General features: G+C 47.0%; 33 protein-coding genes. 30 read left to right on the plus strand and 3 right to left on the minus strand.

Going from position 1 to position 25,619, the window contains the following annotated elements; genetic code table 11:
• The first annotated feature begins 108 nt into the window (after positions 1 to 108).
• The 23 genes from DW205_RS00745 to DW205_RS00860 all read left to right on the plus strand — a co-directional run bounded on the left by DW205_RS00745 (position 109) and on the right by DW205_RS00860 (position 15,536).
• Positions 109 to 582, plus strand: coding sequence for a VRR-NUC domain-containing protein (locus tag DW205_RS00745; RefSeq protein ID WP_121962998.1), 474 nt, complete (start codon positions 109 to 111; stop codon positions 580 to 582).
• 34 nt (positions 583 to 616) lie between these two features.
• The gene (locus DW205_RS00750; protein WP_057328779.1) at positions 617 to 1,096 is read left to right on the plus strand and encodes a hypothetical protein; all 480 of its coding nucleotides are present in this window, start codon (positions 617 to 619) and stop codon (positions 1,094 to 1,096) included.
• Positions 1,093 to 1,836 (plus strand): hypothetical protein, encoded by a 744-nt coding sequence (locus tag DW205_RS00755; protein ID WP_008780346.1) that lies wholly within the window; start codon positions 1,093 to 1,095, stop codon positions 1,834 to 1,836. The genes DW205_RS00750 and DW205_RS00755 overlap by 4 nt, the downstream gene beginning before the upstream one ends.
• Positions 1,817 to 2,518, plus strand: a complete 702-nt coding sequence (locus tag DW205_RS00760) for a 7-cyano-7-deazaguanine synthase (RefSeq protein WP_121962999.1) — start codon at positions 1,817 to 1,819, stop codon at positions 2,516 to 2,518. The genes DW205_RS00755 and DW205_RS00760 overlap by 20 nt, the downstream gene beginning before the upstream one ends.
• Before the next feature lie 7 nt (positions 2,519 to 2,525).
• A complete protein-coding gene (queD, locus tag DW205_RS00765; protein ID WP_008780348.1) occupies positions 2,526 to 2,861 on the plus strand; it encodes a 6-carboxytetrahydropterin synthase QueD in 336 nt (111 codons plus the stop codon).
• The gene (locus tag DW205_RS00770) at positions 2,845 to 3,390 is read left to right on the plus strand and encodes a 7-carboxy-7-deazaguanine synthase QueE (protein WP_057328777.1); all 546 of its coding nucleotides are present in this window, start codon (positions 2,845 to 2,847) and stop codon (positions 3,388 to 3,390) included. Before queD ends, DW205_RS00770 begins: the two co-directional genes overlap by 17 nt.
• A complete protein-coding gene (gene folE / locus DW205_RS00775; protein ID WP_121963043.1) occupies positions 3,345 to 3,938 on the plus strand; it encodes a GTP cyclohydrolase I in 594 nt (197 codons plus the stop codon). Before DW205_RS00770 ends, folE begins: the two co-directional genes overlap by 46 nt.
• Before the next feature lie 2 nt (positions 3,939 to 3,940).
• Positions 3,941 to 4,429, plus strand: coding sequence for a helix-turn-helix domain-containing protein (locus DW205_RS00780; protein WP_121963000.1), 489 nt, complete (start codon positions 3,941 to 3,943; stop codon positions 4,427 to 4,429).
• Positions 4,413 to 5,858, plus strand: a complete 1,446-nt coding sequence (gene terL / locus DW205_RS00785) for a phage terminase large subunit (RefSeq protein WP_121963001.1) — start codon at positions 4,413 to 4,415, stop codon at positions 5,856 to 5,858. Before DW205_RS00780 ends, terL begins: the two co-directional genes overlap by 17 nt.
• Before the next feature lie 31 nt (positions 5,859 to 5,889).
• Positions 5,890 to 6,657, plus strand: coding sequence for a DUF2971 domain-containing protein (locus DW205_RS00790; RefSeq protein ID WP_147326762.1), 768 nt, complete (start codon positions 5,890 to 5,892; stop codon positions 6,655 to 6,657).
• Positions 6,658 to 6,696: 39 nt separating this feature from the next.
• Complete coding sequence (locus tag DW205_RS00795; RefSeq protein ID WP_121963003.1) at positions 6,697 to 8,166, plus strand: phage portal protein; 1,470 nt, start codon at positions 6,697 to 6,699, stop codon at positions 8,164 to 8,166.
• The gene (locus DW205_RS00800; RefSeq protein ID WP_233523134.1) at positions 8,163 to 9,053 is read left to right on the plus strand and encodes a hypothetical protein; all 891 of its coding nucleotides are present in this window, start codon (positions 8,163 to 8,165) and stop codon (positions 9,051 to 9,053) included. Before DW205_RS00795 ends, DW205_RS00800 begins: the two co-directional genes overlap by 4 nt.
• Positions 9,054 to 9,729: 676 nt before the next feature.
• The gene (locus DW205_RS00810; protein ID WP_008780357.1) at positions 9,730 to 9,921 is read left to right on the plus strand and encodes a DUF6722 family protein; all 192 of its coding nucleotides are present in this window, start codon (positions 9,730 to 9,732) and stop codon (positions 9,919 to 9,921) included.
• A 222-nt stretch (positions 9,922 to 10,143) separates the two neighbouring features.
• The gene (locus DW205_RS00815; RefSeq protein WP_008780358.1) at positions 10,144 to 10,830 is read left to right on the plus strand and encodes a hypothetical protein; all 687 of its coding nucleotides are present in this window, start codon (positions 10,144 to 10,146) and stop codon (positions 10,828 to 10,830) included.
• Positions 10,831 to 10,850: 20 nt separating this feature from the next.
• Complete coding sequence (locus DW205_RS00820; RefSeq protein ID WP_121963005.1) at positions 10,851 to 11,459, plus strand: hypothetical protein; 609 nt, start codon at positions 10,851 to 10,853, stop codon at positions 11,457 to 11,459.
• An 18-nt stretch (positions 11,460 to 11,477) separates the two neighbouring features.
• Positions 11,478 to 12,662 carry a major capsid protein gene (locus DW205_RS00825; RefSeq protein WP_121963006.1) on the plus strand — a complete coding sequence of 395 codons (1,185 nt, stop codon included), beginning with the start codon at positions 11,478 to 11,480 and terminating at the stop codon, positions 12,660 to 12,662.
• A 5-nt stretch (positions 12,663 to 12,667) separates the two neighbouring features.
• Positions 12,668 to 13,006 (plus strand): hypothetical protein, encoded by a 339-nt coding sequence (locus DW205_RS00830; RefSeq protein WP_121963007.1) that lies wholly within the window; start codon positions 12,668 to 12,670, stop codon positions 13,004 to 13,006.
• Positions 13,000 to 13,299, plus strand: a complete 300-nt coding sequence (locus tag DW205_RS00835; protein ID WP_121963008.1) for a hypothetical protein — start codon at positions 13,000 to 13,002, stop codon at positions 13,297 to 13,299. Before DW205_RS00830 ends, DW205_RS00835 begins: the two co-directional genes overlap by 7 nt.
• 3 nt (positions 13,300 to 13,302) lie before the next feature.
• A complete protein-coding gene (locus tag DW205_RS00840) occupies positions 13,303 to 13,782 on the plus strand; it encodes an HK97 gp10 family phage protein (RefSeq protein WP_121963009.1) in 480 nt (159 codons plus the stop codon).
• A gap of 2 nt (positions 13,783 to 13,784) precedes the next feature.
• Positions 13,785 to 14,171: a hypothetical protein gene (locus DW205_RS00845; protein WP_121963010.1), complete on the plus strand. Its 387-nt coding sequence runs from the start codon at positions 13,785 to 13,787 to the stop codon at positions 14,169 to 14,171.
• A 4-nt stretch (positions 14,172 to 14,175) separates the two neighbouring features.
• Positions 14,176 to 14,703 (plus strand): hypothetical protein, encoded by a 528-nt coding sequence (locus DW205_RS00850; RefSeq protein ID WP_057316558.1) that lies wholly within the window; start codon positions 14,176 to 14,178, stop codon positions 14,701 to 14,703.
• Positions 14,704 to 14,769: 66 nt separating this feature from the next.
• Complete coding sequence (locus DW205_RS00855; RefSeq protein WP_057316556.1) at positions 14,770 to 15,288, plus strand: hypothetical protein; 519 nt, start codon at positions 14,770 to 14,772, stop codon at positions 15,286 to 15,288.
• Positions 15,267 to 15,536, plus strand: a complete 270-nt coding sequence (locus DW205_RS00860) for a hypothetical protein (RefSeq protein ID WP_121963011.1) — start codon at positions 15,267 to 15,269, stop codon at positions 15,534 to 15,536. Before DW205_RS00855 ends, DW205_RS00860 begins: the two co-directional genes overlap by 22 nt.
• Before the next feature lie 144 nt (positions 15,537 to 15,680).
• Here the strand turns inward: DW205_RS00860 and DW205_RS00865 are convergent, their stop codons facing one another.
• From DW205_RS00865 to DW205_RS00875, 3 genes are read right to left on the minus strand one after another with little or no spacing between them, the layout of a single operon-like run.
• Positions 15,681 to 15,923, minus strand: a complete 243-nt coding sequence (locus DW205_RS00865) for a DUF2442 domain-containing protein (protein WP_121963012.1) — start codon at positions 15,921 to 15,923, stop codon at positions 15,681 to 15,683.
• 7 nt (positions 15,924 to 15,930) lie between these two features.
• Positions 15,931 to 16,227 (minus strand): helix-turn-helix transcriptional regulator, encoded by a 297-nt coding sequence (locus tag DW205_RS00870; protein ID WP_121963013.1) that lies wholly within the window; start codon positions 16,225 to 16,227, stop codon positions 15,931 to 15,933.
• Positions 16,228 to 16,229: 2 nt separating this feature from the next.
• Positions 16,230 to 16,718 (minus strand): hypothetical protein, encoded by a 489-nt coding sequence (locus DW205_RS00875; protein WP_121963014.1) that lies wholly within the window; start codon positions 16,716 to 16,718, stop codon positions 16,230 to 16,232.
• A 143-nt stretch (positions 16,719 to 16,861) separates the two neighbouring features.
• Between DW205_RS00875 and DW205_RS00880 the strand changes: the two genes are divergently transcribed.
• The 7 genes from DW205_RS00880 to DW205_RS22025 all read left to right on the plus strand — a co-directional run bounded on the left by DW205_RS00880 (position 16,862) and on the right by DW205_RS22025 (position 25,583).
• Entirely contained in the window at positions 16,862 to 20,797 is a 3,936-nt protein-coding gene (locus tag DW205_RS00880) for a phage tail tape measure protein (RefSeq protein ID WP_121963044.1), read from the plus strand.
• The gene (locus DW205_RS00885; protein ID WP_022192583.1) at positions 20,797 to 21,219 is read left to right on the plus strand and encodes a hypothetical protein; all 423 of its coding nucleotides are present in this window, start codon (positions 20,797 to 20,799) and stop codon (positions 21,217 to 21,219) included. Before DW205_RS00880 ends, DW205_RS00885 begins: the two co-directional genes overlap by 1 nt.
• The gene (locus DW205_RS00890) at positions 21,216 to 22,145 is read left to right on the plus strand and encodes a hypothetical protein (RefSeq protein WP_121963015.1); all 930 of its coding nucleotides are present in this window, start codon (positions 21,216 to 21,218) and stop codon (positions 22,143 to 22,145) included. Before DW205_RS00885 ends, DW205_RS00890 begins: the two co-directional genes overlap by 4 nt.
• On the plus strand, positions 22,135 to 22,872 hold the full coding sequence (locus tag DW205_RS00895; protein WP_057316546.1) for a hypothetical protein: 738 nt from the start codon (positions 22,135 to 22,137) through the stop codon (positions 22,870 to 22,872). The genes DW205_RS00890 and DW205_RS00895 overlap by 11 nt, the downstream gene beginning before the upstream one ends.
• A 25-nt stretch (positions 22,873 to 22,897) precedes the next feature.
• Positions 22,898 to 23,659, plus strand: a complete 762-nt coding sequence (locus DW205_RS00900) for a hypothetical protein (protein WP_121963016.1) — start codon at positions 22,898 to 22,900, stop codon at positions 23,657 to 23,659.
• Positions 23,660 to 23,686: 27 nt separating this feature from the next.
• Positions 23,687 to 25,159: a hypothetical protein gene (locus DW205_RS00905; RefSeq protein ID WP_121963017.1), complete on the plus strand. Its 1,473-nt coding sequence runs from the start codon at positions 23,687 to 23,689 to the stop codon at positions 25,157 to 25,159.
• A gap of 187 nt (positions 25,160 to 25,346) precedes the next feature.
• A complete protein-coding gene (locus DW205_RS22025; RefSeq protein WP_128617008.1) occupies positions 25,347 to 25,583 on the plus strand; it encodes a hypothetical protein in 237 nt (78 codons plus the stop codon).
• Positions 25,584 to 25,619 lie beyond the last annotated feature (36 nt).

Genomic DNA, 25,619 nt, shown 5'->3' on the forward strand with positions numbered 1-25,619 from the left:
ACAAATATATAATAATTGAAGGGGTAAATAGCTCAAATCTCGTAAAAAAGTCCTTGGTGATCTTGAGGATTTTCTTCATGCCCTTTATATCTTATATGAAACTAAGATATGAAAACGCAAAAATGTATAGCCTGTGGCCGAGAAACGGTTTCTGTGATCAAAACAGAAGAAGGCCATATCTGTTATAACTGCTATTCTGATAAAAAGATCCCTCCTAAATCAAAACAGCATCATGACAACGAAGAAGCTCGGATTCAGTCGGAGTTTTTCAATAAGGTTCCTTTATTCTTCCCGAACCTACCGGATCGGCTCCTTTTTGCAGTCCCGAACGGTGGTAGCCGGCATAAAATAGAAGCGGCTAATATGAAGCGCCAAGGCGTTAAACGAGGTGTAGCTGATGTGATCCTTCAGATACCGAAAAAGGGGTATGCTTCCCTTTGTTTGGAGTTCAAGACATCGACGGGAAAACAATCTCCCGATCAAAAAGAATACCAACGCCAAGTTGAAATGGCAGGTAGTAAGTATGTGATTGTTCGGAGCGTGGAACAGGCTATCCGGGAATTGCAACTGTATTTGTGTTAATTGATTACCCCTGTTATATTTTAGAATAAAAGTTATGACAGAATTGAAGTATGACCCTCGGAATTATCGCATCCACACAGATAAGAATAAACGGCTTATTAAAAAGAGCCTGGAGGACTGCGGAACGGGTCGTTCTATTCTATTGGATAAGAACGATGTTATTATTGCCGGAAATGGCGTTTATGAGCAGGCTTTGGAACTTGGGTTAAAGGTTCGGGTTGTAGAGTCTGACGGGAATGAACTGATAGCGATCAGGAGAACGGATTTGTCTACAGAAGATGAAAAAAGAAAGCTTTTGGCTTTGGCTGATAACCATACATCGGACACTTCTATGTTCGATTTTGCAGCCGTAGTTGAAGATTTCAGTATTGACGAACTTGGTGATTGGGAGTTGGAGCTTCCATTTGATGATATGCCGACGGATGTGGATCGTTTTTTTGAGGGAGCAGATAAAGTAGAGAATAAGAGAAAGACGATGGTTTGCCCTCATTGCGGAAAGGAAATAGAGCTATGATCTTATATCTTGCCGGTTATAAACCTTGTGCCAAACGATGGAACCTTGACACGAAAGATATCTATCTCTTAAGTTCTTTTTGGGAGCATAAATCGGGACATTATGGTGGTTATGTCTGTCAAGAGAAACATATTCTTGATAGCGGTGCGTTTTCAGCCTTTTCCGGAAAGAATAACAGTTTTGATTGGGATGGCTATGTCAAGAAATATGCTGACTTTGTTCTGAAAAATAACATTCAACGCTTCTTTGAGCTGGATATAGATGTTGTTGTAGGGCTGGAGAAGGTCGAGTATTACCGTAAATATTTGGAAGATCGTACAGGGCGGCGGCCTATTCCTGTTTGGCATGCAAGCCGGGGGAAGGATTATTTTATTCGGATGTGTGAAGATTATCCCTATGTTGCGATCGGTACGACCTCTGCGATGGAAGAGGGTAGGCGGATAAGAGGTAATCCCATGATATTAAAATGGTTTATCGATCAAGCTCACTCTGTCGGTACCCGTATTCATGGGCTTGGATTTACAGATACGATATTTCTTCCTTTTTTGAAGTTTGATAGCGTTGATAGTACGACTTGGTTGTCCGGTTCCAGATTTGGGCAGATTTATTTCTTCAATGGCAAGCAAATGATATATCGTAATCCTCCCCAAGGGATGAGGGCTAAGAATCATGATTTATCGAATAGACACAATTTTAATGAGTGGATAAAATTTCAAAGGTATGCGGAACGATACTTATAACAAGAAAGTCCTTCTGTATTCAGGAGGTATGGATAGTTGGTTGATAGACAAACTCTGGAAACCGGATATAAGGCTTTATGTCGATATGAATACCCGTTATTCAAAAGAGGAAATGAAGCGTCTTCCGGATGATACCATCATTGAGAGATTGGATTTATCAAAGTGGGAACGTGAAGATAAAATTATCCCTCTAAGGAATATGTATTTGATCGGTATTGCGACGAACTATGGCGATGAAATCTGTTTGGGAGCGACAGCCGGTGACCGTGTTCTTGATAAATCGCCTGTATTTGCCGAGTTGTATGAGGACTTACTCGGCTATCTCTACCAAAAACAACATTGGACAGAAAAACGAACGATCAAGATAAACTTGGACTATAAAGCATATACCAAGACTGAGTTGTTGAAGCAATATATAGCTCAAGGAGGTAATATTAGTGAAGCGTTTAGTTCATCGTTCAGTTGTTATGCTCCTGTTGATGGGCACGAATGTTGGAACTGTAAACCGTGTTTCCGTAAATTTATTGCTTTTGCGTTGAACGGATATCCGTTTTCCATGGATGTAATCGGCAGGAATATATCTTATATGAAACATGAAATACTTCCTTTGATCGAATTTGGCGAGTATGGCCGGAAACGGGAGGAGGAAGAGATAAGACAGGTATTAACTCTTTATCGATAAAAATCGTATGTATACAGTAAGGAAGCGTCTAGAGATATCGGCGTCTCATCGTCTGAGTCTCTCTTATGCGAGTAAGTGTGAGAACTTGCATGGGCATAACTGGATCGTAATCGTTTGGTGCAGGTCTAAACAGTTGAATCCAGATGGTATGGTTGTCGACTTTGCCCATGTCAAGCGAATGATCCAGGAGAAACTAGATCATAAGAACTTGAATGAGGTATTATCGTTTAATCCGACAGCGGAAAATATAGCGAAGTGGATCTGTGACCAGATACCTCAATGTTTTAAGGTGATGGTTCAGGAATCAGAGAATAATATAGCGTGGTATGAAGAAGATAAATGAAATTTTTTACAGCATTCAAGGTGAAGGCTACTTTACTGGTACGCCAGCTGTTTTTGTTCGCTTCTCTGGATGTAACTTGAGGTGTCCGTTCTGTGATACGGAACACAAAGAAGGCAAGATGTTAAGTGATGATGAGATTATTGCGGAAATAAGGCGTTATCCGGCTTTGCATGTCGTATTGACAGGCGGAGAGCCTTGTATGCAGGTTACATATGATTTGGTTGATAAGATCAAGGCCACTGGCCGATTTGTTCAGATTGAGACAAATGGAACTTTGGTTCCACCTGTAAATATAGACTGGATTACGTGTTCCCCAAAAGAGGGCGGTAAAACAGTCGTGATCAACCCGAATGAACTGAAGGTAGTCTATACCGGACAGGATATGTCGCAATATGATAAATATTCAGCGGGAGTATATTATTTGCAGCCTTGTTCCGGCCGGAATACGAAGGAAGTTATTAACTATATTAAAGAGCATCCGAAATGGAAGTTAAGCTTACAAACACACAAGATATTGAATGTGCGATAAGAACGATCCTTTCTTTTATAGGCGAGGATCCTTGTCGGGAGGGCTTGAAGGGAACGCCGGATCGTATCATAAGAATGTGGAGAGAGATTTTTCGTGGATATGATCTGTCACAAGTGCCTAAAATAACGGTCTTCCCAAATGGCGTGGATGGCCTTTCTTGTGATAGTGTTATCGCAGATTCAGGTGGATTTTATTCAATGTGTGAACATCATATGATGCCTTTCTTTGGGAAGTATTGGTTTGCTTATATACCCAATCCGAAAGGTAAGATACTAGGCATATCGAAAGTTGGTCGTGTCGTTGATTATTGTGCGGCACGGTTACAGGTACAAGAGCGATTAGCGAAAGATATCATCGTGATGCTCCAAGAAGCGTTAGGTTCGGAATATCCACCTTTGGCGATGGGTATCGTATTGGAAGGGGAACACTTGTGTAAGTCGATGCGTGGTGTAAAGAAAGAAGGTAAAATGCGTTCTTCTTTCTATTTTGATAATGGAAGTTTACCTGAATTGAGGGCAGAATTGTCCCGATTCGTTAGTTTTGGTTAATTATGACAGAGAAGAATGAAGTAAAAAAGAAAAGTAGGGGGCGTAAATCTGGATATAGAGAAGAGTATGCGGAACAGGCTCTAAAACTTTGTCTGTTAGGTGCAACGGATAAAGAGATCGCTGAGTTCTTCTCTGTCTCAGAACAAACGTTGAACAGCTGGAAAAAGAAGTTTCCTCAATTTCTTGAGTCCTTAAAAAAGGGAAAGGCTGTGGCGGATGCGAATGTCGCTTCGAGACTTTACAGCCGTGCGATTGGCTACGATGCCAAGGCTACGAAGTTCGCTACCAATGAGGGCCGGATTACGGATAAAGTAGAGTATATCGAGCATTATCCTCCGGATACGACAGCCGCTATTTTTTGGTTGAAGAACCGGCAGCCGGCTAAGTGGCGTGATAAGAAAGAGGTCGAGAACCTTGTTAAGCTGGGGGATGAATTGGAATCGATGTCGGATGAAGAACTAGCAGCAATTATCCGTGGCGAAAAAGAGTAAGAGAGAAATATTGATTAGGCAGGCAAAGGCGGCGACCATATTGCGCAAACGGGAGGCTCGGAATGATTTCTGGGCCTATTGTTTATATCATGACCCTAAGTTCTTTGCTAAGCGTCTGTTCTTAAAGAAGGTGGCAGATGCTTTCACCCGGGTGTACGAATCGTATCTGTCGGGTGTGATCCGCCGGCTGGCCGTCTCCATGCCGCCACGTGCCGGGAAGTCTTATATATCATCCTTGTTCATTTCGTGGATGCTTGGCCACTTCCCGGAAGAGTCGGTCATGCGCAACTGCTGTTCCGATACGCTGTATAACAAGCTGTCTTATGACACGCGCGACATCGTCCGTTCTTCCCGGTTTAAGGAAATCTTCCCAGATATACAATTGCGTGGTGATAAACAGAACGTGCATGGCTGGAGCTTGGAAGCTGCCCGGCAGGTAAGTTACTTCGGGGCTGGTGTAGGCGGTACGGTAATCGGTTTCGGTGCGTCCATGCTCGCCATGACGGACGACTTGTATAAGAGTTTGGAAGATGCGCTGTCTGATACCAACAATGAAAAGGTCTGGTCGTGGAAGCAGGGAACGCACGATTCCCGTATAGAGGGGAACTGTTGTTCGATCGATATCGGTACCCGCTGGTCTGCCACTGACGTGCTCGGCCGTATGGAGGAGATGGGAAAGTATGACGAGATCATTCGTGTCGCCGCCTTGGATGAGAACGACTGTTCTTTTTGTGAGGAGGTACATACGACAGAGTATTATCACGAATTGCGTGAGGAAACGGATGATTCCATTTGGTGTGCCGAGTATATGCAAGATCCAATCGAGGCAATCGGGTTGTTGTTCCCGAAATCGGAGCTTAACCGATTTAAATTGGCTGATATTGAGGGCAAGCAACCGGACGGTGTTATTGGAGCTACCGATGTGGCCGATGAGGGAGACGATGATTTCTGTGCGCCGATTGCCAAGGTATTCGGTACGAAGTATTTCATTACCGATGTTTTGTTTACGAAGGATAATGTAGAGATTACCGAACCGAAGCTGGTTTCCTTGATCCTTGATACCCGTTGCGACAATATGCGTATCGAGAGTAACAACGGTGGTCGTTTGTTCGCCCTCAATGTCCGTAAGGCAGTAAAGGCAAAGAATGAAAAATGTATCATTCAGGCGAAACCGACAACAGCCAATAAGGATACACGTATCTTGTTGAAGTCTGGTTGGATCAAGAAGCATTGTTATTTCTTGGCAGAAGGCGAGTATAAGAAAGGTTCGGATTACGACCGGTTTATGAAAGCATTGACCAGCTATAAGAAAGAGGGAGGCAACAAGCATGACGATGCACCTGACGGTATGACGATACTTGCGGAGAATGTAGAGTTTATCGGGTTGTGTCAAAATAATAGGACTAGACAGGTTGCAAGAGCTAGATAAATACTATTTTTGTGAAAATAATAAAAGAGACATGAGTGGAGATATATTATATAAATACAGAGTTTTGTATGGAAAAAATAGTTCGTTGAATGAATTTACTAAAAGACTATTATTTGATGGTCAAATTTATCTATCAGCTTTTGAAAGCTTGAATGATCCATTTGAAGGACAAATTGTTCCGCAATATAAGGGTATCACTAAAGAAAAAGTACTGAATTTGTATCCATGCTTAAAAGATATGCCAGATTTTAATGATATTGATTGGCAAAGTGAGTCTGTAACATCTTATATTCGGGAATTTTTTACTCCCAAGATAAAAGAGGATTTAAAAAAATACGGTGTCTTTTGTGCATCTTCTGATTGTAATAATGATTTATTGTGGGCTCATTATGCTGATTCTCATAAAGGGGTATGTATTGGATTTGATGCTAAAAAGTTAGAGGAAATATCGGGGTATAAAATACTACCTGTTTGTCTTCAGGATAAAAGACCAGAAGTTGAATTTTCTAACAATGGGTCTCATTATGATGAGTATATAGTGAAAATGTTGACTACGAAATCAAGAGCTTGGGAGTATGAACATGAATATAGGATGATTGCATTTAATCCCCCTAAACGAGATATATATTGTTTTGATGCTATAAAAGAAATTTATTTAGGTTGTCGAATTGAAAAAAACAAAGACTTTAATAAAGAAGATTTTGTGAGAAATTTAAAAGAAGTTCATCCTTATTGTGAGATAAAAGAGATGAGAATGAATATTGATACTCTAAAAATAGAAAGTTGCCCACTATATTAAGTAAATAATTATTTGGCATATATTTTATTAAAAAAGTATATGCCAAGTATAAACGACATCCTTGCAAATGAAGATTTTGGGCAGGTAGTTAGTACGCTATGTGTCGATACGATAGAATACCGGGAACCAAGGGAATATTACAGAGAATATCACGGTGAGCGCCGTCGGCGTAAAACCTCTGTCGGCTGGCGTGAACCGAAACGGCTGGCAGTCTATTCGGAGACATTGAAGGATAAGAATGGGGAACCGTTACGGTTGGAAGACAAGATTGTCGATGTGGCACGTATCGTTACCAACTTCCCGAAAAAGGAGGTGCGTACCTCTGTCGCCTTCTTGTTTGGCGGGCAAATGACGATTACGGGAACAGATCAGAACGATGGTTTCCAAGAGTTCAAACGTGTATGGGAACGCCGATTGAAAATGCAATCCGTCTTGAAGTCGTTCGCCCGTAAGGTGCTTTCTGAAAGTAAGGCTGCTCTTGTATTCTATCCGTATACTTCCAAAGGATTAGACGGCAAATTGATTACGGAATTGAAGGTTAAGACGCTTTCTGTTCCTCGTAATGCAAATACCTTTTCTGAGTTTTATCCTCATTTTGATGATAACGACGATTTGGATGCTTTTATTCATCGTTACCAGATAAATTCTAACGGCATGCTCCGGAATAGTTGTACTATCTGGACAGCCGATAAGATTATAATAGCTACCGATGAGATGGGTGGCTGGGTAATAAAAGAGGTTCCCAATCTATTCGGAAAGATTCCGGTCGTGTATGCAGATGTTTTCCAACCGGAATGGGACGAGGTTGCCGGTATCATGGATGCGCGGGAAATGCGTTTATCCCGTATGGCCGACACTAACGACTACTTTGCGGAACCAATCTTGAAAACGTATGGCGATTCCGATTTACCTTCTAAGGAAACAACCGGGAAAGACCTTAATTTCCCCATTAAGGTCGATGAAGTATCCGGCAAGGAATATCATGGCGATGCCGATTATTTGACATGGACTGGCTCCCAGCCATCTGTAGATAAAGAATTGGAAGAAACGAAAAACGAACAATTTGCTGGTACATCTACGCCGGATCTTTCTTTTGATAACTTGAAAGGCATTGGCAACCTGTCCGGTGTCGCTCGTAAATTCATGCTGATGGATGCAACTATCAAGGCGAGTGAGAACATGGAAACATTCGGTCCGGTGGTTCAGCGTTGCGTGTCGGTCGTGTTGGCTGGGATATGCAATATTACCAACATCAAGTACCGTCCTCAATTGGTGAACAACCTGATCGATGTGGAATTTGGTTCCATTTTGCCGGAAGATTTGGCTGAAACCTTGCAAACACTCTCTGTTGCCAATGGAGGCAAACCGATTAACGCTCAGCGCACGGTTACGGCTCATTCTCCGCTAACAGAAGACTTGGACGAAGAAATGAAGCTGATGGAGGAAGAGGAAGATACAGCAGCGCAACGCAATAATATGATCGGCTTAACAATGGGATATGGAGAATGAAAGAACTATCATTTCATGAGCGACAATTCCTGCAATGTCTGTTCCGGCAACAAGGTAGCATAAAGTATTCGTTTGACGAGTTTGTCCGTAGGGTAGGACCTCTTCTGGCTAAATGGTCGGATCATGGCGGTGACCGTGTATGGATAGGCAACGCTACCATAGAGAAGCAAATCGAACGTCTGTTGGATGACCTGCATACGCAGCTCGTAAGCAATATATCCAATACAGTTACCGATGTATGGAATTTAGGCAATAGGAAAGCGGATGAACTGGTAACAGGTTATATCAAGGATATGGCCATATCCAGTACGTTGAAGGATAAGATGTTTTCCAGAAGTGCAGATGCGCTGAATACCCTGTTGAAACGTAAGGATGAATTTGGTAAAACCATATCCTCCCGTGTCTGGGATATAACGGACGGAGCTATGGATAATCTGGAGTATTATCTTTCTTCGGGTTTGTCTTCCGGCCGTCCGGCTGCGTTGATCAGCCAAGATATACGGCAATTACTAAACGAACCCAACCGTCGTTTCCGCCGTGTAAGGGACGCGAATGGCAAATTGGTCCCATCCCAGCCGATGAAAGATTATCATCCGGGGCAGGGTATTTATCGTTCATCTTATAAAAACGCCCTTCGACTAGCAGCAACGAAAACAAACGAGGCTTTTCGAACTGCCGATTATGAACGTTGGCAGAATATGGACTTCGTGACCGGTATAGAAGTGGAACGTTCGCCGACGAATCACGGTCCGTGTCCCGTGTGTGACGCCAAGGCTGGCCAATATCCGAAGGATTTCAAGTTTACAGGATGGCACCCGTTTTGTATTTGTATAGCTACGCCGATTATGATGGAGCATGAGGAGTTCGCTGAATGGTTGCTTCATTAAAGAAAATGAGGGCAACGGGGATTCTGTAGTAAAGTGGCAGTTTACAGAATACACCCGATGCCCTCTAAATTTCCTACTGACGTAACTGCCACGTAACGTCTTTCTGAGATAATATATAAATCAGAAAAACTTTTTCCTGTGGCAGTTGATGACACCTTCTATACTTTCGCTCTTTGCATTTGTAATTTTGCACTTAGCTTCTCAGCTTCCTTTTGCATATTTTCGGAAGCGTGCTTGATGTAGTATAGCATTCCTTCGGTTCTTCCAATTTCTCGACCAGTATTGAATGCGGCTTGTAGTTCTGGAGTGGAGTATTTACCCATTTCGGAGGGTTGGGCCGTTGGTTGTTGGGTACTATTATTTCCCGACAAACAATTCTTCGATGGATTACGCATATCTTTTTTAGAATGTTTGTTTTGATAGAAAATAAAAACGGTTTCACCTTTCCCGTTGCGTTACACCATCGAGGCAGTGGGGTCATTAAACCTTCACACGGGGGTATGAAACCGTTATATATGCTAAACCTACGAATATAAAATATCCGTAGTAATTAAATTTGGTAGCATATCTACCTCGATGTATGTAACGCACCACAAAGATGAGCACTAATTCTGAATCCCACAAGAAAAAATAGAAATACCTTTGCTTTTTCATCTTGTTGTGCTATTTTTGCGTTATGTGGAAAGAGAAATTAGGAAACTATTTGATTGATGTCTCGAAATATATCTTTACAGGTGTAGTGGTAGCGTCTTTATTCAAGGATATGGAAGATAATAAGTGGCTGATTTATGGCCTAGGCTTTACGTCTTCTATTTTAGCCTTAATAGCAGGATTGGTATTAACGAATAAGAAAAAGGAGGATAAGTAATGGGAGCTATAATTGGATTCGCCGTGATAGGCATACCTTGTGCCGCATTTTTGATCTATTGCCTTACGCCTTCTGGCAAACAATGGCTTAGATCCAATCACATGATTTGACAAGATAGATTCTTATAGGAATAATTGAAATGAAGCCTGCCGGTTGTCCGGTGGGCTTTTTTTATACCCGGAATTTTCTTTCTCTCCCTTATATTTTAAACAGAAAACTCTTATGACAATTTTAGATTTAATCAAAGCGGCATGTAAGACAAAAGGCGTGCCGGAGAAGTATGCGGAACGTATTCAAAAGACGTTCAAGATTGAGAAAGCCGAGGGGATGGAGGCTTTCGTGGACCTGTTCAAGGATAATATTCTTCCGGCAATCCAAGAAGCGGAGAATGAAGCTAAGACTACGGCTGAAACGGCCGCTGTCGCCGCTTATGAAGCCAAGCATGGGTTGAAGGATGGTAAACCGGTAGAAGATCCGGATAAGAACAAGAAAACGGAAGAAGAGCTGTTGAAGGATCTTAGCCCGGAACTGAAAGCTTATCTGGAAAGTATGAGGAAGAGCGTCGATGATATGGCTAAGAAGGTGGGCGATTCCATTACCAACTCGGCAAACGAGGCTAAGAAAGAAACAGTCCGTAAGCAGTTGAAAGATGCTGGTCTTCCGGATAACTGGCTGGGACGTGTGGACTTGGCTTCGGAAACCTCTATCGAGGATCAAATCAAGGCGCTTTCCGAAGAGTTTACCGGAATCCAGCAAAAGGCGATCGATGATGCCGTGGCCCGTGGTGATTACGCTCCCGGTTCCGTGAATCTTCCGGAGCGTTCCGAGGCGGATTGGGCGAAGCTGATGGATCAGGATGCCGACAAGAGCGCAAATAATCCCGGTGTGGTGAACCTGGGTATTGAATAATCCAAGAAAAGTGTAACGTTATGTACAGAAAAAGAGAAAGAGAATTCCAGTATCCTCCCGGAATTGAAAAGATTATTGAGGATGTGATCGGCGGTGGGACGATTGACCGCCGGAATTTGCGGAACGCTTTGTTCAATGGCAAGTCGTTGGACGAACTGCCTCCGATCGTGATCGTGGTGAAAGATCCGGAAACGGGATTGTATCATGTGTTGAAAACAGCGTTGGTTTCAGAAGCGGCCGCTGCCGATGCGATAGCGTATAAGGTAACCAAGAATCATCTGTTTGGTGTGGGTGACTTCGTGACGATTGGTGGAGCTTTGACAGGCGCGTCCGATAAGATCACGGCTATTGATAAGAGTAATGCGGAGTTTGATACGATCACGTTGGAAGCGACTATCGGTGCTGCCGCAAAAGGTCAGGTATTGGTTCAGGCTAAAGACAAACAGGCTGCGAAAGCCGCCAAGTTGCCTTATGATGGCGAATTGGTTGTCACGATGAATAAAGTCGACTTGACTGTAGCCAACCAGCAGTCCGGGTTATTGGTAAGAGGTACGGTAAACGAATCCTGTATGCCGTTCCCGGTAGATAAGGACTTGAAGGTATTAATGTCGTTTATCCGTTTTGTGTAATCCATTAAAATCAGATATATGGAAAGAAGTTTAATTAAGCAAGTGAATAAAAAGAACATGGCGGCCCGTTTGAATACCCGTCATGTGAAACCGGTTGTCTTCCCGAACTTCTTCGGGGTGAAAAGAAAGACCTCGTTGAAGTGGGAGACTCTGACCGGTGAGAAAGGCGCTCCGGTAATGGCAGACGTGATCTCTTTCGACGCTTCCGCACCGCAGAAGACCCGTGAGGTGATCAGCAAGCTGTCCGGCGATATCCCGAAGACAGCCGTCAAGCGTGGCATGAACGAGAGCGATTACAACGAGTATAAGCAATTGGAACGTGATGCGCAAGGTGACGCGGACCAGTTGGCATTGTTGAATCTGGCTTTCAAGGATCAGGATTTCGTGTATAACTCCGTTCGTGCCCGTTTCGAATGGTGGTGTATGCAGCTCATGAGCCGTGCGGGTTTCCATTTGTCGGCAAAGAACAATGGCGGTGTCGTTACGGCTGAGTTTGTCGGTTGCGGTATGCCGAAGAAGAACCAGCATAAATCTACTACGGACTGGAGTAACGCTACAACGGCCAATGGATTGCAGGATATTGAGGATACGGTTGTGGCCGCTTCTGCCGAAGGGGTGACGATCCGTTACGTTGTAATGCATGTGGCTGATTTCTCTTTGCTAAAGAAACAGAAATCCACGTTCGACACGTTAAAGGCATGGGTTAATTCGTCCTCCAAGATATTGGTGACAAAGAATCTCATCAACGAGTATCTGGCCGAGCAGGAGATCCCGGTGAAGATCATTACCGTGAACCCGGCTGTCCGTATCGAGGATAGTGCCCATCGTCGTAAGACGATCAATCCTTGGGAGCGTAAGCGTGTATGCTTCTTGGAGGATTTGAAGGTGGGTGACATTCAGCATGGGCCGATCGCCGCCGAGTCTTCCGCTACCTTGCAGAAAATCGCTCTCATGGTTAAGCAGGATTGGATCTTGGTAACCAAATGGTCTGAGCTGGAACCGTTCAAGGAATGGACGAAAGCGGAAGCGAACGCTATTCCTGTCGTGAATGATCCGGATGCCATGTTCATCATGAAAGTGGATGGGAAGGATTGGAACGCTTCCGAGGATACCGAGGGTACGGATGATATCCCGGCGACATTCTTGGGTGAAACCGTCGAACCGGAGGATCAAACGATTCAGGATACTGAAAACGGAGAATAACAATTATGGCTAAGACGATTCGAGATACGATACTCGCTTATCCCGGTCTGGCTGACTGTGAAGATTTTTTGGATAACGTCGTTTTGCCGGGACGCGGTTTTGAAGGTACAGAAGATAGTAAGACGATCGATATCCGAAAACAAAAGCTGGTGGCCGCCGACCTTTATTCCATGGTCGGCGGTCTGCCGGACTTCACGGAAAACAAGCTCTCTATCACGTATCCCCGTGCATGGTATGACGCTACGGCGAAACGACTATACCGGGAGGGAGGAGAACCTGAGAAAGCGGAATTGATAGGCAATAAGATCGAGGTACCCAAAGGAAGGGCGAGAAACAGATGGTAAAGCGATATTCACATACTGCGATAGTGACGATTCAATCCTGTCAATTGGTCAAAGGGGAATGGGTTGCCGGTAAACTGACGGAAATAGAGGTCACTGGGCAATACTACCCGTCCAATAGTGGACAGCAGTTGAAGTGGAACGTCGATGGAAGAGAGTTCATCGTGCATGGTGAGTTTTCGACCAAAGCCCGTCCTGTGGAAAACGCGAAGCATATCCGGATTGACAGTATCGCTCTCGATGTGGATATCATTAGCTGGGAACCGTTTCAGACTCACTCTGTAATCTATGTGTAGTTTATGGCAAGGAAAGGTGTTTTGATTCCAATGTGGAGTGATAGGGAAGTAGGGCGTTGGTTCGATTACTATGTGGATCGGGCGGAAGAGCGGATATACAAGTTATTGCAACGTGCCGGGGAAGAGTTCGTGAAGATCGCTCGAAAAAAAGGGAACTATCAGGATCATACCGGTAACCTCCGTAGCTCAATCGGTTATGTGATCGTTAAGGATGGCGATATATTGACCGAGAACTATGAGCAATCCACGGAAGGAACGGATAAACAGACCGGTATCAGGGAAGCGAAACGTTTGGTTTCCGAGCTGATCCCTCTTTATAAAAGGGGCTGGGTATTGATTGGTGTAGCCGCTATGCCTTATGCCAAGTATGTGGAAGCAATCGAAAATCTGGATGTTATCTCTGTCGCCACGGAACATGCCGAGGATTGGATCAAGAAACAGAGTCGAACGTTATTTGATAAACTCGCTGAGAAAGGATATTGAACATGGCAGATCAGTTTGATATAGTGGATATCGTATATAATGCGGTTGAGCCGGCGAGTACGAGCTTTATCCTGTATAAGGATCAATCCGGCGATGGCGAGAAAAGAAATCATATCACGATCCGCTCTCTGGCCTTGAATGGGAAAGATTATGTCAACAAGGGATCGATAAATATCAATATCTTCGTCAAGAGACCCTCGAAAGGCGTATCGGATCGACAGTTGATGATAGAGACCGTACGAGGCGTGAGGTTCGTGTTGCGGGATATCAAGCCGCCGTTGGGGATGTATTGGAAATCTCGGATCGTCTGGTCTGAGCCTATGGGCGAGGCCAAGGATGGCTTCGATTGTACGAATATTAGATTAGAGGTTATAACAGAATTAGATTAGTGATATGGAAAGAAGTTTAGCGCTGGATGTGGCGTATTTAGGAGTTGCGGAACCCGGGGATGGCGTGGCCGGTACCGAGTTCACCCAATGCGTTGACGTGGATACGGTGACGTTCAATTTCTCGGACGCCAAGGAGCTTAGTTTTACGTCCATGGGACATGAGGATCCTTGGGCGGTGGTGAGTCGGAAAGGAGATCCTTCCAGTATAGAGTTCACTATCCCTTCTCCCACGAGCGACGAGATGAAAATGTTTTGCGGGGGAACCGTTTCCGGTGATAAATGGGAGGCTCCCTTGTCTACGCCCTCGATATTGAAGACGATCAGGCTACAGAGCCTACCGTACCAAGGTAAGTTCACGGAATATGTCTTTGTCAAGTGCTCTGTGTTCGGGAAGATCAGCCAAGCCCCGGATAAGGAGAATTGCGATCTCTTATTGGTAAAGGCCACGATCATGACACCGGTATCTGCGGCTGGCAAACAAGCGTCCCCGTATAGCAGGGCGGTGAAGGCCGTATCGGAAGACACGGAATGATGTTTTTTGTTTAGGTTGTCTAGAGCCTCGGTTTTTGCCGGGGCTCTTATATTTTAGAGGAAAATCATGAGCGTAAAGCGAGCACTACAGATTGAGAGCGACGTGGTGACAAGTCGGTCAGTCGTGATTCCTTTCGAGTTCAAGCCGGAGACGATCCCGGCGGGTAAGAACGTTGGTGATAGTATCGTTATCACCCCGATCACGGTAAGGACCGGGTTTAGGATACGGCCGTTACTCTTGCGGATTGACAAGGCGGACAAGGATGCTATCGTGGCTCATAAGGATGTTACGTTTGATAGTGTACTGTCGGAGTTGATGGCGAAATATGACGAGTTGATCTTTGAGATCGTATGTTTGGGTATCCATAACAAGAAAGGGGACATGCCCGCTTGGTTCCGGGAGGTACTGAAGGATAATTGTACATGGGAAGACCTGTATATCCTTTTGAACGCTATTCTCTTTCGTCTGGGTTGTAACCCTTTTTCTCGTACTATCATAGCTTTGGAAGCTGTGAGCCCGTTAAGCGAAGAGGAGATAATAGCCCTTCAAGAAAACAACGAGACTTGGGTAGGTCGGAGCCGGTGACGCAAAGTAGCTTCATGTTCCTTGTACTATGTAACGAGGCGTTCGGGTATACGCATGAGCGGACATTGGACAGCGATCTGGCGCTTGTCATGTCCATGCTACGGGAACATGGTTACTTGGTGAACGACCGGAACAAATCACTGCTCATGGACGATGATGAATCCGGGGATAATCATGGCGAGTGGGTCGAGGTAATCGATTTCGATACGGGAAAAAAGAAAAGGGTTCGAAGAATGAGCCCGGTATGATATATATTACTTTGCGTAGAGAACGTTTGTCATAGTGATTTTGGTTGTAAAAAAACCGACGAACCGTGAGGCTGGTCGGTTTTTGTTCTCTGTAAATGTGTCAAGATCTTCAGAGTGTCTGCTCGATAACCAGAGCGGTGTCTTCTAGCGAAAAGTAATTGGGTAACGCTCCGGATGGATTATGCTGTCAATCTCAAGATCCACATCAATTGCGTCCCAACGCAACGAATCCTCGTCCGGCATGGTCACGTCCAATACATCCGATACTTTTGCATTTCTGAACCAAGGGTATCTGTCATACGATAGATAATATTCCTTCCCTCCTACGAAAAGGAGGATACCGCGTGCATTAATCATTGTTACTCCCACAGGGGGTGTTCCATTCATTTTTTTATTATATCGAGGCCGGACAAGCTGCATGAGAATATTCGTTGATATCTATAAGATGGATATTCAAAACATCTTCAATATCAAAAAGAGTGCTGGTTGTAAAGTTGTGGTCTCCTCTTAACCATTTGGATATCTCAGAGGGACGTTTACACATTTTCTCGGCAAATTCCTTTTGGGATAGACCTTTCCTTTTGATACCTTCTGCAATTTTTACAGCAAGCATCATACGTCTTTCCATGTTCTTGGCTCTTTTCTTATCTATATTGCTAAGTACAGTGTCTAAAATAGATGTGTTATTCATATTTATTCCTCCTTCAATTTTAAATTACCTAAGAAAAATCCATTATCGTTGAGATGTATATCTTTGTTTTTAATAGCTTTTGATATGATTTTGGATATTTGAATCACCATTTCAGCTTCTTTTTTTAAGGCGGGACTTTCTTGATAAGCTCTAATGTTTTTGGGCTTATATCCTCCACCTCCAACAATGATAGCAACGTTAGCAAATCGAATACAATAGATTCTTAATTTTTTATCAGGACTATCAAATAGGGCGCAGACACCATCACCGGGTTTCCCTTCGTTTAGCTTGAAAAAATGTTCGGCTGCCCCAGTTTTTGTAGCCATAATTTTCAATTTAGATACGATATCTTCTATTTCGGTTGGGTATTCAGAATAGTTGTTCTGAAGAAATTGTTCAAAAACGCTCTGATCCTCTTGATTGAGAATGACAGAATATATTTGAGTCTTCTTTCCTGACAGTTGCTTTATTTTGACAATCTCAAGTTCCACGATGAATTTTTTTCTTTTTACAAAAGAACGAAGAAAAAGCGACAAGGCAAAAGAAAATGTCGAAAAAGATAACTTATAAGTGAATTTTTAACGGTTGACAGTCTCACATGAAAGGCTATCCTATATTTTACCATAAACGCATTATGGGAATCAGAAATAGAGAGGGCAGTCTGTACATGGCTACCGGGATCGACAACTCCGGCTTGTACGAAGGAAAACGCGAGGCTATGGGAATTATCAAGACTCTGGCAAGCGATATCACCTCTTTTGATATATTTGGCGGTATCGGTATCAGTGCGGCGACGGCGTTTGCGCAAGCGGCCAAGAGCTCGTATGAGTTTGAGAAGGAATTTCGCAAGAACATGCTGGAAGTGGCGACCATTTCCACTCAAGTAACGGATGATATGACCGGTTTCATGAATCAGGTCATGTCCATAACCCAAGAGATACCGATCAAGGCTCCGGAGGCCGCCAAGGCGTTATATAGCATTGTTTCCGCCGGACATGACGGGGCGGATGGCATGAAGATCCTAGAAGTTTCGGCTAAAGCTGCCGTGGGAGGGCTTACGGAAACCGAGACGGCAGCTGATGCTATTACAACGATCCTGAATGCTTATAAGATGTCTGCGGAGGAAGCCGGTACGGTCTCGGACCAGCTTTTTACAACCGTCCGGTTGGGTAAGACTACATTTGGCGAATTGGGAGCCTCCATAGCCCAAGTTGCTCCTATTGCGGCTGCGTATGGGATTAGTATCGACCAAGTGTTGGGTGCTGTCGCTTCATTGACCAAGCAAGGAACGCCGACGGCGCAGGCTATGACACAGATCCGTGCCGCTATCCAAGGAACCGCCGGAGAACTTGGAGACGCCGCTTTCCAAGGTCGTACTTTCCAAGAGGCATTACAATTGATTTATGAGAAGGCTGGTGGTTCCGCTTCCAAGATGAAGGAAATGCTTGGCACGGATGAAGGCCTGGCCGCTACACTGGCTTTGACTGGAAAGAATGCAAAGGCGGCAGCAAATGATTTGGGAGAGTTGCAGGGCTCCTTGGGTGCGACAGAGGCTGCGTTTGAGAAGATGGCTGACGCCGCCGATAATCAGCTCACGTTGTTGGCGAATAATGTACAGGCTTATTTGCGCCCAATGGGAGAGAGGATATTGAAAGAGGTGTCAGATATCGCCAAGGCGTTTAATGAGGCTTTTGAGAACAATGATATCGAGGGGACGATATCGAGGGTTGAGGCATTGGTGAAAAATGCGGCGGGAGCGTTTCTTTCTTATAAAACAGCTATTTTGTTGGTTCAAGTGGCGCAACGATCTTATATCAAGACATCAGCTTTGAGCAGACTGGCGACGATTCAGCATACGACCGCAACCGCGCTGCTTACAGGTGCTTTGAAAAAACAGGCTGTCGCAATGTTGGCCGCCGGAAAAGCTGCCCTTGCGAATCCGTATGTCTTGGCCGTGGCGGGTGTTACGGCCCTTGGGTATGCGATCTTCAAGCTCGCGACACAGGCGACGGCATCAGAGAAGGCGTTGGATTCCCATAACAAGAGGGTCGCAGAGATGAAGGACTGGATAGAAGGCATGAGATCTCAAACGGATGAACTATTGAATGCTTTGCGCGACGATAACAAGTCCATGTTACAGAAAGTGGAGGCATACGAGAAATTACAAGCCCTCTATCCGGATGAACTGAAAAATCTATCCTTGCAAAAGTTCATGTTGATGGATATGACGGAGGCTAATAAGATGCTTTCTAAATCGATAGATGAGCGAACCATGGCCCAACAGCGTGCTACCGTAAACTCCATAGAGGATGAAATTGCAAAAAATAACCATCGAATCTCCCAGCTAGACAAGAAAAGTTGGATTGATACCAGCTTTTCGGAGGCATTTGAGTTACGTCGTTTACGAAAACGGAACGAGCAGTTGAAGATTGAGCATGATAAAGCGGTTGAGATAGTCGTACAAGGATTGAAGGCTCGTACGAAGGCGGAGGCGTTAGCTAGTAGCCAACAAGAGGAGGAAAAGGCGAAAATAGCTACACCTATTGATAAAAAGGAACTAGAAAAGCGAAAAAAGCTTCAAGACGAACTCCTATCCCTCCGCCGGCAGAACCAGCAATCCGAGATCGATCTGATGAAAGAAGGCTCCGCAAAGAAGATCGCCCAGATAAACCTAGACTATGACAATGAGATCGCCGCCATACTTACCAAGGAAAAAGAGTGGAAAGACGCTCAAGGCGGCAAACTGACTAAGGAACAGACCGTGGAGATTCGTACAGCCTTGGTGAACTCATACGTCAAACGGGAGCGATCGACCTCTAATGTGAATAAGGAACAACTGGAGGAAGAGAAACGTGCCATGAACGAGTATCTGAAAGAATACGGTTCTTATCTTGATAAGAGAGATGCTATCACGGCTCTTTATAACGAGAAGATAGCCAAGGCTACGACGGAAGGCGAGCGTAAGTCCCTTTCCGAGGCCATGAAAAGGGAACTGTCTGATCTCGACATAGAGGCGAGCAAGACGACTTCCGCTATCAGTTGGTTGTTCGGTGACATGAAAGACAAGACCCTCTCCGAGTTGGAGGCCATCAACCGGAAGGGGCGTGAAGCCTTGGAGTTCTTGAAAAGCGGTGTCTGGGATGAGAGCAAGGGCAAGGATTTCGGTATCACGAAAGAGACGTTTGAACTGTGGAGTAAATCACCCGATAAACTAAAAGATATCTCGGACGCGCTCAAGGAGAACAAGGAAGCCGCGGACAAGTTGCGCCCGGCATACGAGAAGGTCGCCAAAGGTCTGAAAGGCGTATTTGAGGCTGGTAACGATACGAAAAAGCTGCGACAGGCAATTGACGATATAGAGGAAGGGCTTGGCGAAATCATGCGGTCCGGGCAATTCCTCTCTGATACTTTCTCGAAACTCGGGGATTCGTTCGGTGGTGCGTTCGGTGAGATAGCCGAAGGCTTGAATGTGGCCATGGACGCGGTCAATTCCGCCATGGACGGGGCGAAAGCCGGTGCGATGTTCGGGCCGATCGGTGCGTCTGCCGGTGCCGCTATCGGGGTGGTCACATCCCTTGCCTCCTCTATCGCCAAGATCCATGACAAGAAGAACGAGAGTCGTATCCAGCGTTTGCAGGATCAGATCGACACGTTGGACAAGTCGTACGATAAGCTGGGCAGGTCCATCGAGAAAGCCTATTCCAAGGATGCCTCCAAGCTTATCGACCAGCAGAATAAGCTATTGGAACAGCAAAAAGTGCTTATCCAAAACCAAATCAAGGAGGAGGAGGACAAGAAGAAAACCGACAATGACCGCATCAAGGAGTGGCGGGACCAGATAGACGAGATCAATAACACCATAGCGGATAATAAGGAGGCCGGCAAGGACGCCATTTTCGGTAGTGACATAAAATCGGCGATCGACGATTTCGCCAACGCTTACGCCGACGCGTGGGCCGCCGGGGAGGACAAGGCGCGATCGGCCAAGGATCTCGTGAGGAAGATGATAAGGAACATGGTCACGGAGTCGATCAAGGCCGCCGCATCCGATCCCATGAAAGAGATCCGGGAGAAGCTGCTCGAGTTCTGGTCCGACGATTATATCAGCGACTGGGAACAGGATTATCTGGATCGGAAGGCGCAGGAGCTGGCCGACGACCTCGACCGTAAGTTTGGTTGGGCCGACAAATATTTCAATACCGGTAACGCGGTAGAGGAGGACGACGGGCGTACGGCCTCGTCCAAAGGTGTTGGTTCCATCTCCCAGGACTCCGCGGATGTTATAGACGGTAAGATGTCGACCCAACTTATATTTTTAGATAGGACGTTGGTGCAAGTGACGGGTATAGCCGACCAGATGCGCTTCATCTACGACCTCCAGACAAGGGGCTGGAAGAACGTGGAGGCGATCAAGGACCTGTCCGGGAAGGTGTCGGAGAACACGGCCAAGGTAGCGGAGATCTCCGGACGTATAGAGGCCCTATCCGAGAAGATAGAGGCGAATACCAAGTCGGCGGCCTCCGGTATAAAGACTATTAACGACAAGGGTATATTAATGAGATCAAGATAATGATGGAGACGGTTAACGACATAATCAAATCGGCCCTCTCGCTCGGGGCATGCAGTGGTTCTAACGGGGTGACGGACTGGAGAAGCCTCGTGTGGCTGTTCTTCAGCCCGCAGGGGCGTGAGTTTTGTGCGGAGAATGATTTCCCGTCGTTAGACATGTTCCGTGGCATGGCCGGTCACGTGATGCCCTACGGGGTGTACGTTGACTCCGGCCACGTGTACGTAACCAATCCCGGCAATATTGCCGTGATAGGTGATACGGATGCGGTGATAACGATAGACGATAACGAGCGTGTTCACAAGGTGATCCTCATGCACGGCGGCAAGGCTAGGGTTGTGGCGAGCGATTACGCCGTGATCCTGCTGGTGAATATCGGGGGAGAGGTTGAGATAAACAAGGATAATACCGTGGTGATCTTATGAGGGGTGAGTTATACATAGACGGCAAGGACGCCTACACCGATTTCGGCGTATGGATCACGGAGGGAGGTTACGACGGCCTTCTCCCGTTCCCCGAGCTGGTGGAACCGGCTAGGAACGACTGGCCGGACGAGGACGGCATAGAGCCGGACTTGGAAAAGCCCACCTTGAAACCACGGGAGCTCAACATCACGTTCGTCCGCAGCGTGGACGGAAGATCCGCCGGTGCTCTCGTCGAGCACCTATCGAAGTCCGGGTATCACCTCTTCCGTATCCCCTCGCTGGGCAGGGAGTGGAGCTTGCGACTCATCCAGAGCCCGGCGTATGAGGATTGGGACACGTTGGAGGCCTTCACGTTACGGTTCGCCGAGGATCAGCCCGTAAGACCCTTGTCCGTGGTGATCCCGGAGGGTAGAGCGTATGTTCCTCCATCCGAGTACGAGCTGGACGGCGTACCCTTGGATCGATACGGCGTGATGGTGACGGAGGGCCGGGACGAGATCATGAGATCCCCGACCGTGAAGACTAACCTGTCCCGTACGGTACTGGACGTTGACGGTAGGATCTACGATGCCGGCAAGGTGGTGTATAATAGCAAGGAGGTCACTCTTGAATGCTGTCTCATCGCCGGCTCAATGACGACATTCTGGAGTTGTTACGACGCTCTGTTGGATGCCTTGATCCAGCCGGGCGAGCGTTCGCTGTACGTGGATTACAACGTGGAGGAATACCCCTGCTACTACAAGAGGACGTCCGGCTGGAAGCTTGAGAGCCTCCGGGGGCGTGTGGTGGTGACATTCAACCTCACGCTGGAGTTCACGGTGTTCCGGATGGATGGTATCGATTACCTGCTGGCTACCGAGGCCGGGGAACTGGTGGTCACGGAGGACGGGGAGTATTACATAGACTTGAACATATATGCCGATTAAGAAAAAGAAAATATCAGAACTCACGCTGGCTGACAGCCTTACCGGTCTGTACACGATCGGTTGTAAGATCATAGACGGCATACAAACCAGCGTGAAGGTGAGCCTCGGAACCATCCAGACGGCTTACGAGAACATGCTCACGGAGATCTCCAACGCCCGTGCCGCTACCAAGGCGGCTAATACGGCGGCCTCCAACGCCAACACCGCTAAGCTGAACGCCGAGGCGGCCACGTCAAAGGCTAATACGGCCACGGCGAACGCCATCACTGCGACAGGGAACGCCAATACCGCAACCGGTAAGGCTAATACCGCGGCTGATCTAGCCAATAAAGCTGCGGCTAACGCTAATACCGCCCACGATGGGCTAGAGAAGATCAAGGAAGATACCGAGATCGCAACTAAAAACGCAAATGATGCGGCGAAATTGGCGAATGAGAAAGCTTCTTACGCCAACACGCAGGGTAACTTCGCCAAGACACAGGGTGACCGTGCGCAAGAGCTGGCCGACCACCCGTGGAAGGTTGGCGATAACGGCAACTGGTGGAAATGGGATCTGGATGGGGACAGGTATGTCGATACGGGCATCCTCGCTAAGGGAGGCGTCTTGTACCCGACCTTCACGATCAACCCCGCCGACATGACGCTGGTGATGTCCTACGAGGACGAGGTGTCACCAAACCTTGTCAAGCTCAACCAAGAGACCGGTGAGCTGTATTTGAACGTATGACCAAAAAAAGGAAGGAGGAATTATAATGAGTCAGATAGTATTGGGGAAGGTGGCGTTCGTCGATAAGGGCGTTTATGCCACGGCGAGTACGTACAACACCTTCGATTTCGTCGTCACGGATGATAGCTGCTACCTCTGTGTCAAGGACGGAAACAAGAACCACCCCTTGACCGATACGGCTTGGTGGAAATGTATCGCCCGTGGTACGCAGGCAACGGAAGCGGCCAAGACCGCCCTTGCGGAGGCGAATAAGGCTATCGAGGCCACGAGGAACGCTATCTCTGCTGCGGGTTTGGCTAACGCTAAAGCGTTGGAGGCTGGGAAACAGGCTGATTTGGCCGGTCGAGCATCTGATGAGGCTTTGGCTGCCGCTGTCGAGGCTGAGGCGATGATTTCCGAGGGCAATGCGCAGATCGCTTCCATGAAAGCGGCCGAGCAATCGTTGATGAGTCAAGCGCTTCTTGCCCCTACCCGTATGGAGCTGAAATATGTCAAGAGGATAACGTTAGGGAATACGGTTGCCCAGAGGATAGCCGTGAGTTTATTTCCGGCCTATGTCCTTCCGAACGTGATCTTTCAGCAAGCGTTTTATTCCGGGGATGCCCTGTATGTGGACCAACATGGGAACTTGACCGTGCGTAAGACCGGCACGGCCACGATCCACGTTATCCCGGCGCAGAATACCTCGCTCGCCCAAACGATAGAGATCGAGGTCACGGCCCCGGTTATCCGCAAGGCCGGTAGCGTGATGAGATTTTTATCCGGTAGCCGGATACGAAAGGTATAATTGTCTAACATTTTAATATACAGAATCATGTCATTAACAACAGCAGAGGAGGAGAAGGTACGCGCTATCATCACGGCCTTCGATAACGGCAAAACAATCGACCAGCTGCCCTTGGCCGACACGAACCAGCCCTCCAAGTATTTGATCGAGGGAGTGTCCAAGGAAACGGGCGAGTCAGTGAGGATCCCTTTCGCCGACGCGGTATCGATCGTGAACAAGCACGTCGCTATCCGTCGCTGGAAACGTGGTCAGGGCACGCCAGTCGGCGAGTCCTACGGTAATATCGATTTCCTGCGGGATCTTCCCTCCGTGATCGGTCTGGGCTGCTACCTCGTGTCCGTTGACCGTAGCCGGCGTAAGCTTGACCCGACGAACCACCATCGTTTCGCCGACGGCAGTCCCGCCGCCTTGGACGGCACGATGGGCGATTACCTGTGGTGCTGGAACGCCCACTACTACTCTTGGTGGGTAGACTCCACCTATTATTACGAGGCCGTGAGCCCGACCCCGATCGAGGGTCATTTGAACTATTATATCCCGGCCGGGGGTACGTCGGCCTTGGGAGCCGGCGTCATGGATCGTACGAGCGGCACGTTGGTCTCCGTCGTCAGCGACGATCCCCGTTATCGTGGCGGGAACAACGACGCGACGAGGGATGGGAAGCACAACACGCAGCTAGGCATGGTTGCCACGAACATGAACGCCGCGGCTTTCGGCACGGCCGCCCGCAAGAAGGGTGAGGGCTGGGAATCCGGCTGGTTCGTCGCGAACAGCGTCGTCGGTTATCTTTACCGCCTTATCATGGGTACCCGTGATTGTCAGTCTGCGTTGAACCCGGTAAAGGACTCCAATGGCCTATATCAGGGCGGTACCGGTAAGGGGGTTACGGAATGGTCTTGGGATCCTTGGTCAAGCCATAACGGTGGTTATCCGATTATTCCGACGAGCGTAGGGATCGAGTTGGGGGACTCGGTCGGCGTGAGCGACTACGCCGTGAAGGGCTCGGACGGTGGTACCGTCCACCAAGCGCACGTCCCTTGTTTCCTCGGCTTGAAGAACTTCTACGGCCATATCGGTCTGATCGAGCGTGGCTCCTTGATAAACAAGCTGTCCGACGGTAGCGGAGATTATTATGTCGCCCCGTCCCTTTACTCGGCTTTCAACATAAACTCGATCGAGGGTCTGATAAAGGCTGCGAAGGTTCCTAAGAACGATCCCAGTGGCTGGAAATATATCACTGAGCTCAGTATGCAGAATCTATGCTCCGCCCCGACTGTCGCCTCCGGCAGCTCCAGCACCTATTATTGCGACGGTTGGTATAACGACAACGCTATTTCCGGCCTTCGCTGTCCGTTCCGTCGTGGTCGTGCGAGCAGCGGTGCTTATGCTGGCTTAGCGTGCCTCAGTGGTGACATTGCGGTCTCGTACGCTAACGTGTACTGGTCGTCGCCCCTCTGCTATTTTGCAGAGGACGTAAGCCCCGTGCCCGTGCAGTACTAGCGTTCATTGTGTTCGGGTGTCCATCGTGTCCATTAGGGTGCGAAGCGCCCGAGCACCCAAGGCACGTAAGTGCCGCATCTTAGTTCTTTGACATGTTGTTTCCGTTCCTGTTTTATTTTTCCCGCCGTAAGGCGGTCGCACTTGAAAAATTAAATATTACATTTGTGCCGCCTATTGATTGGGCGGGTTGTCTTCTCTGACGTCCTGTTCCGGCCTTCGCTGTCCGTTCCGTCGTGGTCATGCGAACAACGGTGCTAATGCTGGCTTAGCGTACCTCAATGGTAACAATGCGGTCTCGAACGCTAACGTGAACTGGTCGTCGCCCCTAGGATACGCCGCTGATTTATTCAGTAAGAAGAAGTGGAGGAGAGACCCTGTCACTGGACAAAAAATCAAGGCTAAGGGTATAGTCCCGGTAGGTTGATAAACCGACGGCTCATGACCTGATGGCGATTGCAGA

It is taken from the genome of Parabacteroides sp. AM17-47 (genome assembly GCF_003434625.1).
Lineage (GTDB): Bacteria > Bacteroidota > Bacteroidia > Bacteroidales > Tannerellaceae > Parabacteroides > Parabacteroides distasonis.

Excerpts from the sequence above, each read along its gene's own strand:
- DW205_RS00745 (WP_121962998.1), top strand. The coding sequence starts at position 109 with ATGAAAACGCAAAAATGTATAGCCTGTGGCCGAGAAACGGTTTCTGTG.
- DW205_RS00750 (WP_057328779.1), top strand. The coding sequence starts at position 617 with ATGACAGAATTGAAGTATGACCCTCGGAATTATCGCATCCACACAGAT.
- DW205_RS00755 (WP_008780346.1), top strand. The coding sequence starts at position 1,093 with ATGATCTTATATCTTGCCGGTTATAAACCTTGTGCCAAACGATGGAAC.
- DW205_RS00760 (WP_121962999.1), top strand. The coding sequence starts at position 1,817 with ATGCGGAACGATACTTATAACAAGAAAGTCCTTCTGTATTCAGGAGGT.
- queD (WP_008780348.1), top strand. The coding sequence starts at position 2,526 with ATGTATACAGTAAGGAAGCGTCTAGAGATATCGGCGTCTCATCGTCTG.
- DW205_RS00770 (WP_057328777.1), top strand. The coding sequence starts at position 2,845 with ATGAAGAAGATAAATGAAATTTTTTACAGCATTCAAGGTGAAGGCTAC.
- folE (WP_121963043.1), top strand. The coding sequence starts at position 3,345 with ATGGAAGTTAAGCTTACAAACACACAAGATATTGAATGTGCGATAAGA.
- DW205_RS00780 (WP_121963000.1), top strand. The coding sequence starts at position 3,941 with ATGACAGAGAAGAATGAAGTAAAAAAGAAAAGTAGGGGGCGTAAATCT.
- DW205_RS00790 (WP_147326762.1), top strand. The coding sequence starts at position 5,890 with ATGAGTGGAGATATATTATATAAATACAGAGTTTTGTATGGAAAAAAT.
- DW205_RS00795 (WP_121963003.1), top strand. The coding sequence starts at position 6,697 with ATGCCAAGTATAAACGACATCCTTGCAAATGAAGATTTTGGGCAGGTA.
- DW205_RS00800 (WP_233523134.1), top strand. The coding sequence starts at position 8,163 with ATGAAAGAACTATCATTTCATGAGCGACAATTCCTGCAATGTCTGTTC.
- DW205_RS00810 (WP_008780357.1), top strand. The coding sequence starts at position 9,730 with ATGTGGAAAGAGAAATTAGGAAACTATTTGATTGATGTCTCGAAATAT.
- DW205_RS00815 (WP_008780358.1), top strand. The coding sequence starts at position 10,144 with ATGACAATTTTAGATTTAATCAAAGCGGCATGTAAGACAAAAGGCGTG.
- DW205_RS00820 (WP_121963005.1), top strand. The coding sequence starts at position 10,851 with ATGTACAGAAAAAGAGAAAGAGAATTCCAGTATCCTCCCGGAATTGAA.
- DW205_RS00825 (WP_121963006.1), top strand. The coding sequence starts at position 11,478 with ATGGAAAGAAGTTTAATTAAGCAAGTGAATAAAAAGAACATGGCGGCC.
- DW205_RS00830 (WP_121963007.1), top strand. The coding sequence starts at position 12,668 with ATGGCTAAGACGATTCGAGATACGATACTCGCTTATCCCGGTCTGGCT.
- DW205_RS00835 (WP_121963008.1), top strand. The coding sequence starts at position 13,000 with ATGGTAAAGCGATATTCACATACTGCGATAGTGACGATTCAATCCTGT.
- DW205_RS00840 (WP_121963009.1), top strand. The coding sequence starts at position 13,303 with ATGGCAAGGAAAGGTGTTTTGATTCCAATGTGGAGTGATAGGGAAGTA.
- DW205_RS00845 (WP_121963010.1), top strand. The coding sequence starts at position 13,785 with ATGGCAGATCAGTTTGATATAGTGGATATCGTATATAATGCGGTTGAG.
- DW205_RS00850 (WP_057316558.1), top strand. The coding sequence starts at position 14,176 with ATGGAAAGAAGTTTAGCGCTGGATGTGGCGTATTTAGGAGTTGCGGAA.
- DW205_RS00855 (WP_057316556.1), top strand. The coding sequence starts at position 14,770 with ATGAGCGTAAAGCGAGCACTACAGATTGAGAGCGACGTGGTGACAAGT.
- DW205_RS00865 (WP_121963012.1), bottom strand. The coding sequence starts at position 15,923 with ATGAATGGAACACCCCCTGTGGGAGTAACAATGATTAATGCACGCGGT.
- DW205_RS00870 (WP_121963013.1), bottom strand. The coding sequence starts at position 16,227 with ATGAATAACACATCTATTTTAGACACTGTACTTAGCAATATAGATAAG.
- DW205_RS00880 (WP_121963044.1), top strand. The coding sequence starts at position 16,862 with ATGGGAATCAGAAATAGAGAGGGCAGTCTGTACATGGCTACCGGGATC.
- DW205_RS00885 (WP_022192583.1), top strand. The coding sequence starts at position 20,797 with ATGATGGAGACGGTTAACGACATAATCAAATCGGCCCTCTCGCTCGGG.
- DW205_RS00890 (WP_121963015.1), top strand. The coding sequence starts at position 21,216 with ATGAGGGGTGAGTTATACATAGACGGCAAGGACGCCTACACCGATTTC.
- DW205_RS00895 (WP_057316546.1), top strand. The coding sequence starts at position 22,135 with ATGCCGATTAAGAAAAAGAAAATATCAGAACTCACGCTGGCTGACAGC.
- DW205_RS00900 (WP_121963016.1), top strand. The coding sequence starts at position 22,898 with ATGAGTCAGATAGTATTGGGGAAGGTGGCGTTCGTCGATAAGGGCGTT.
- DW205_RS00905 (WP_121963017.1), top strand. The coding sequence starts at position 23,687 with ATGTCATTAACAACAGCAGAGGAGGAGAAGGTACGCGCTATCATCACG.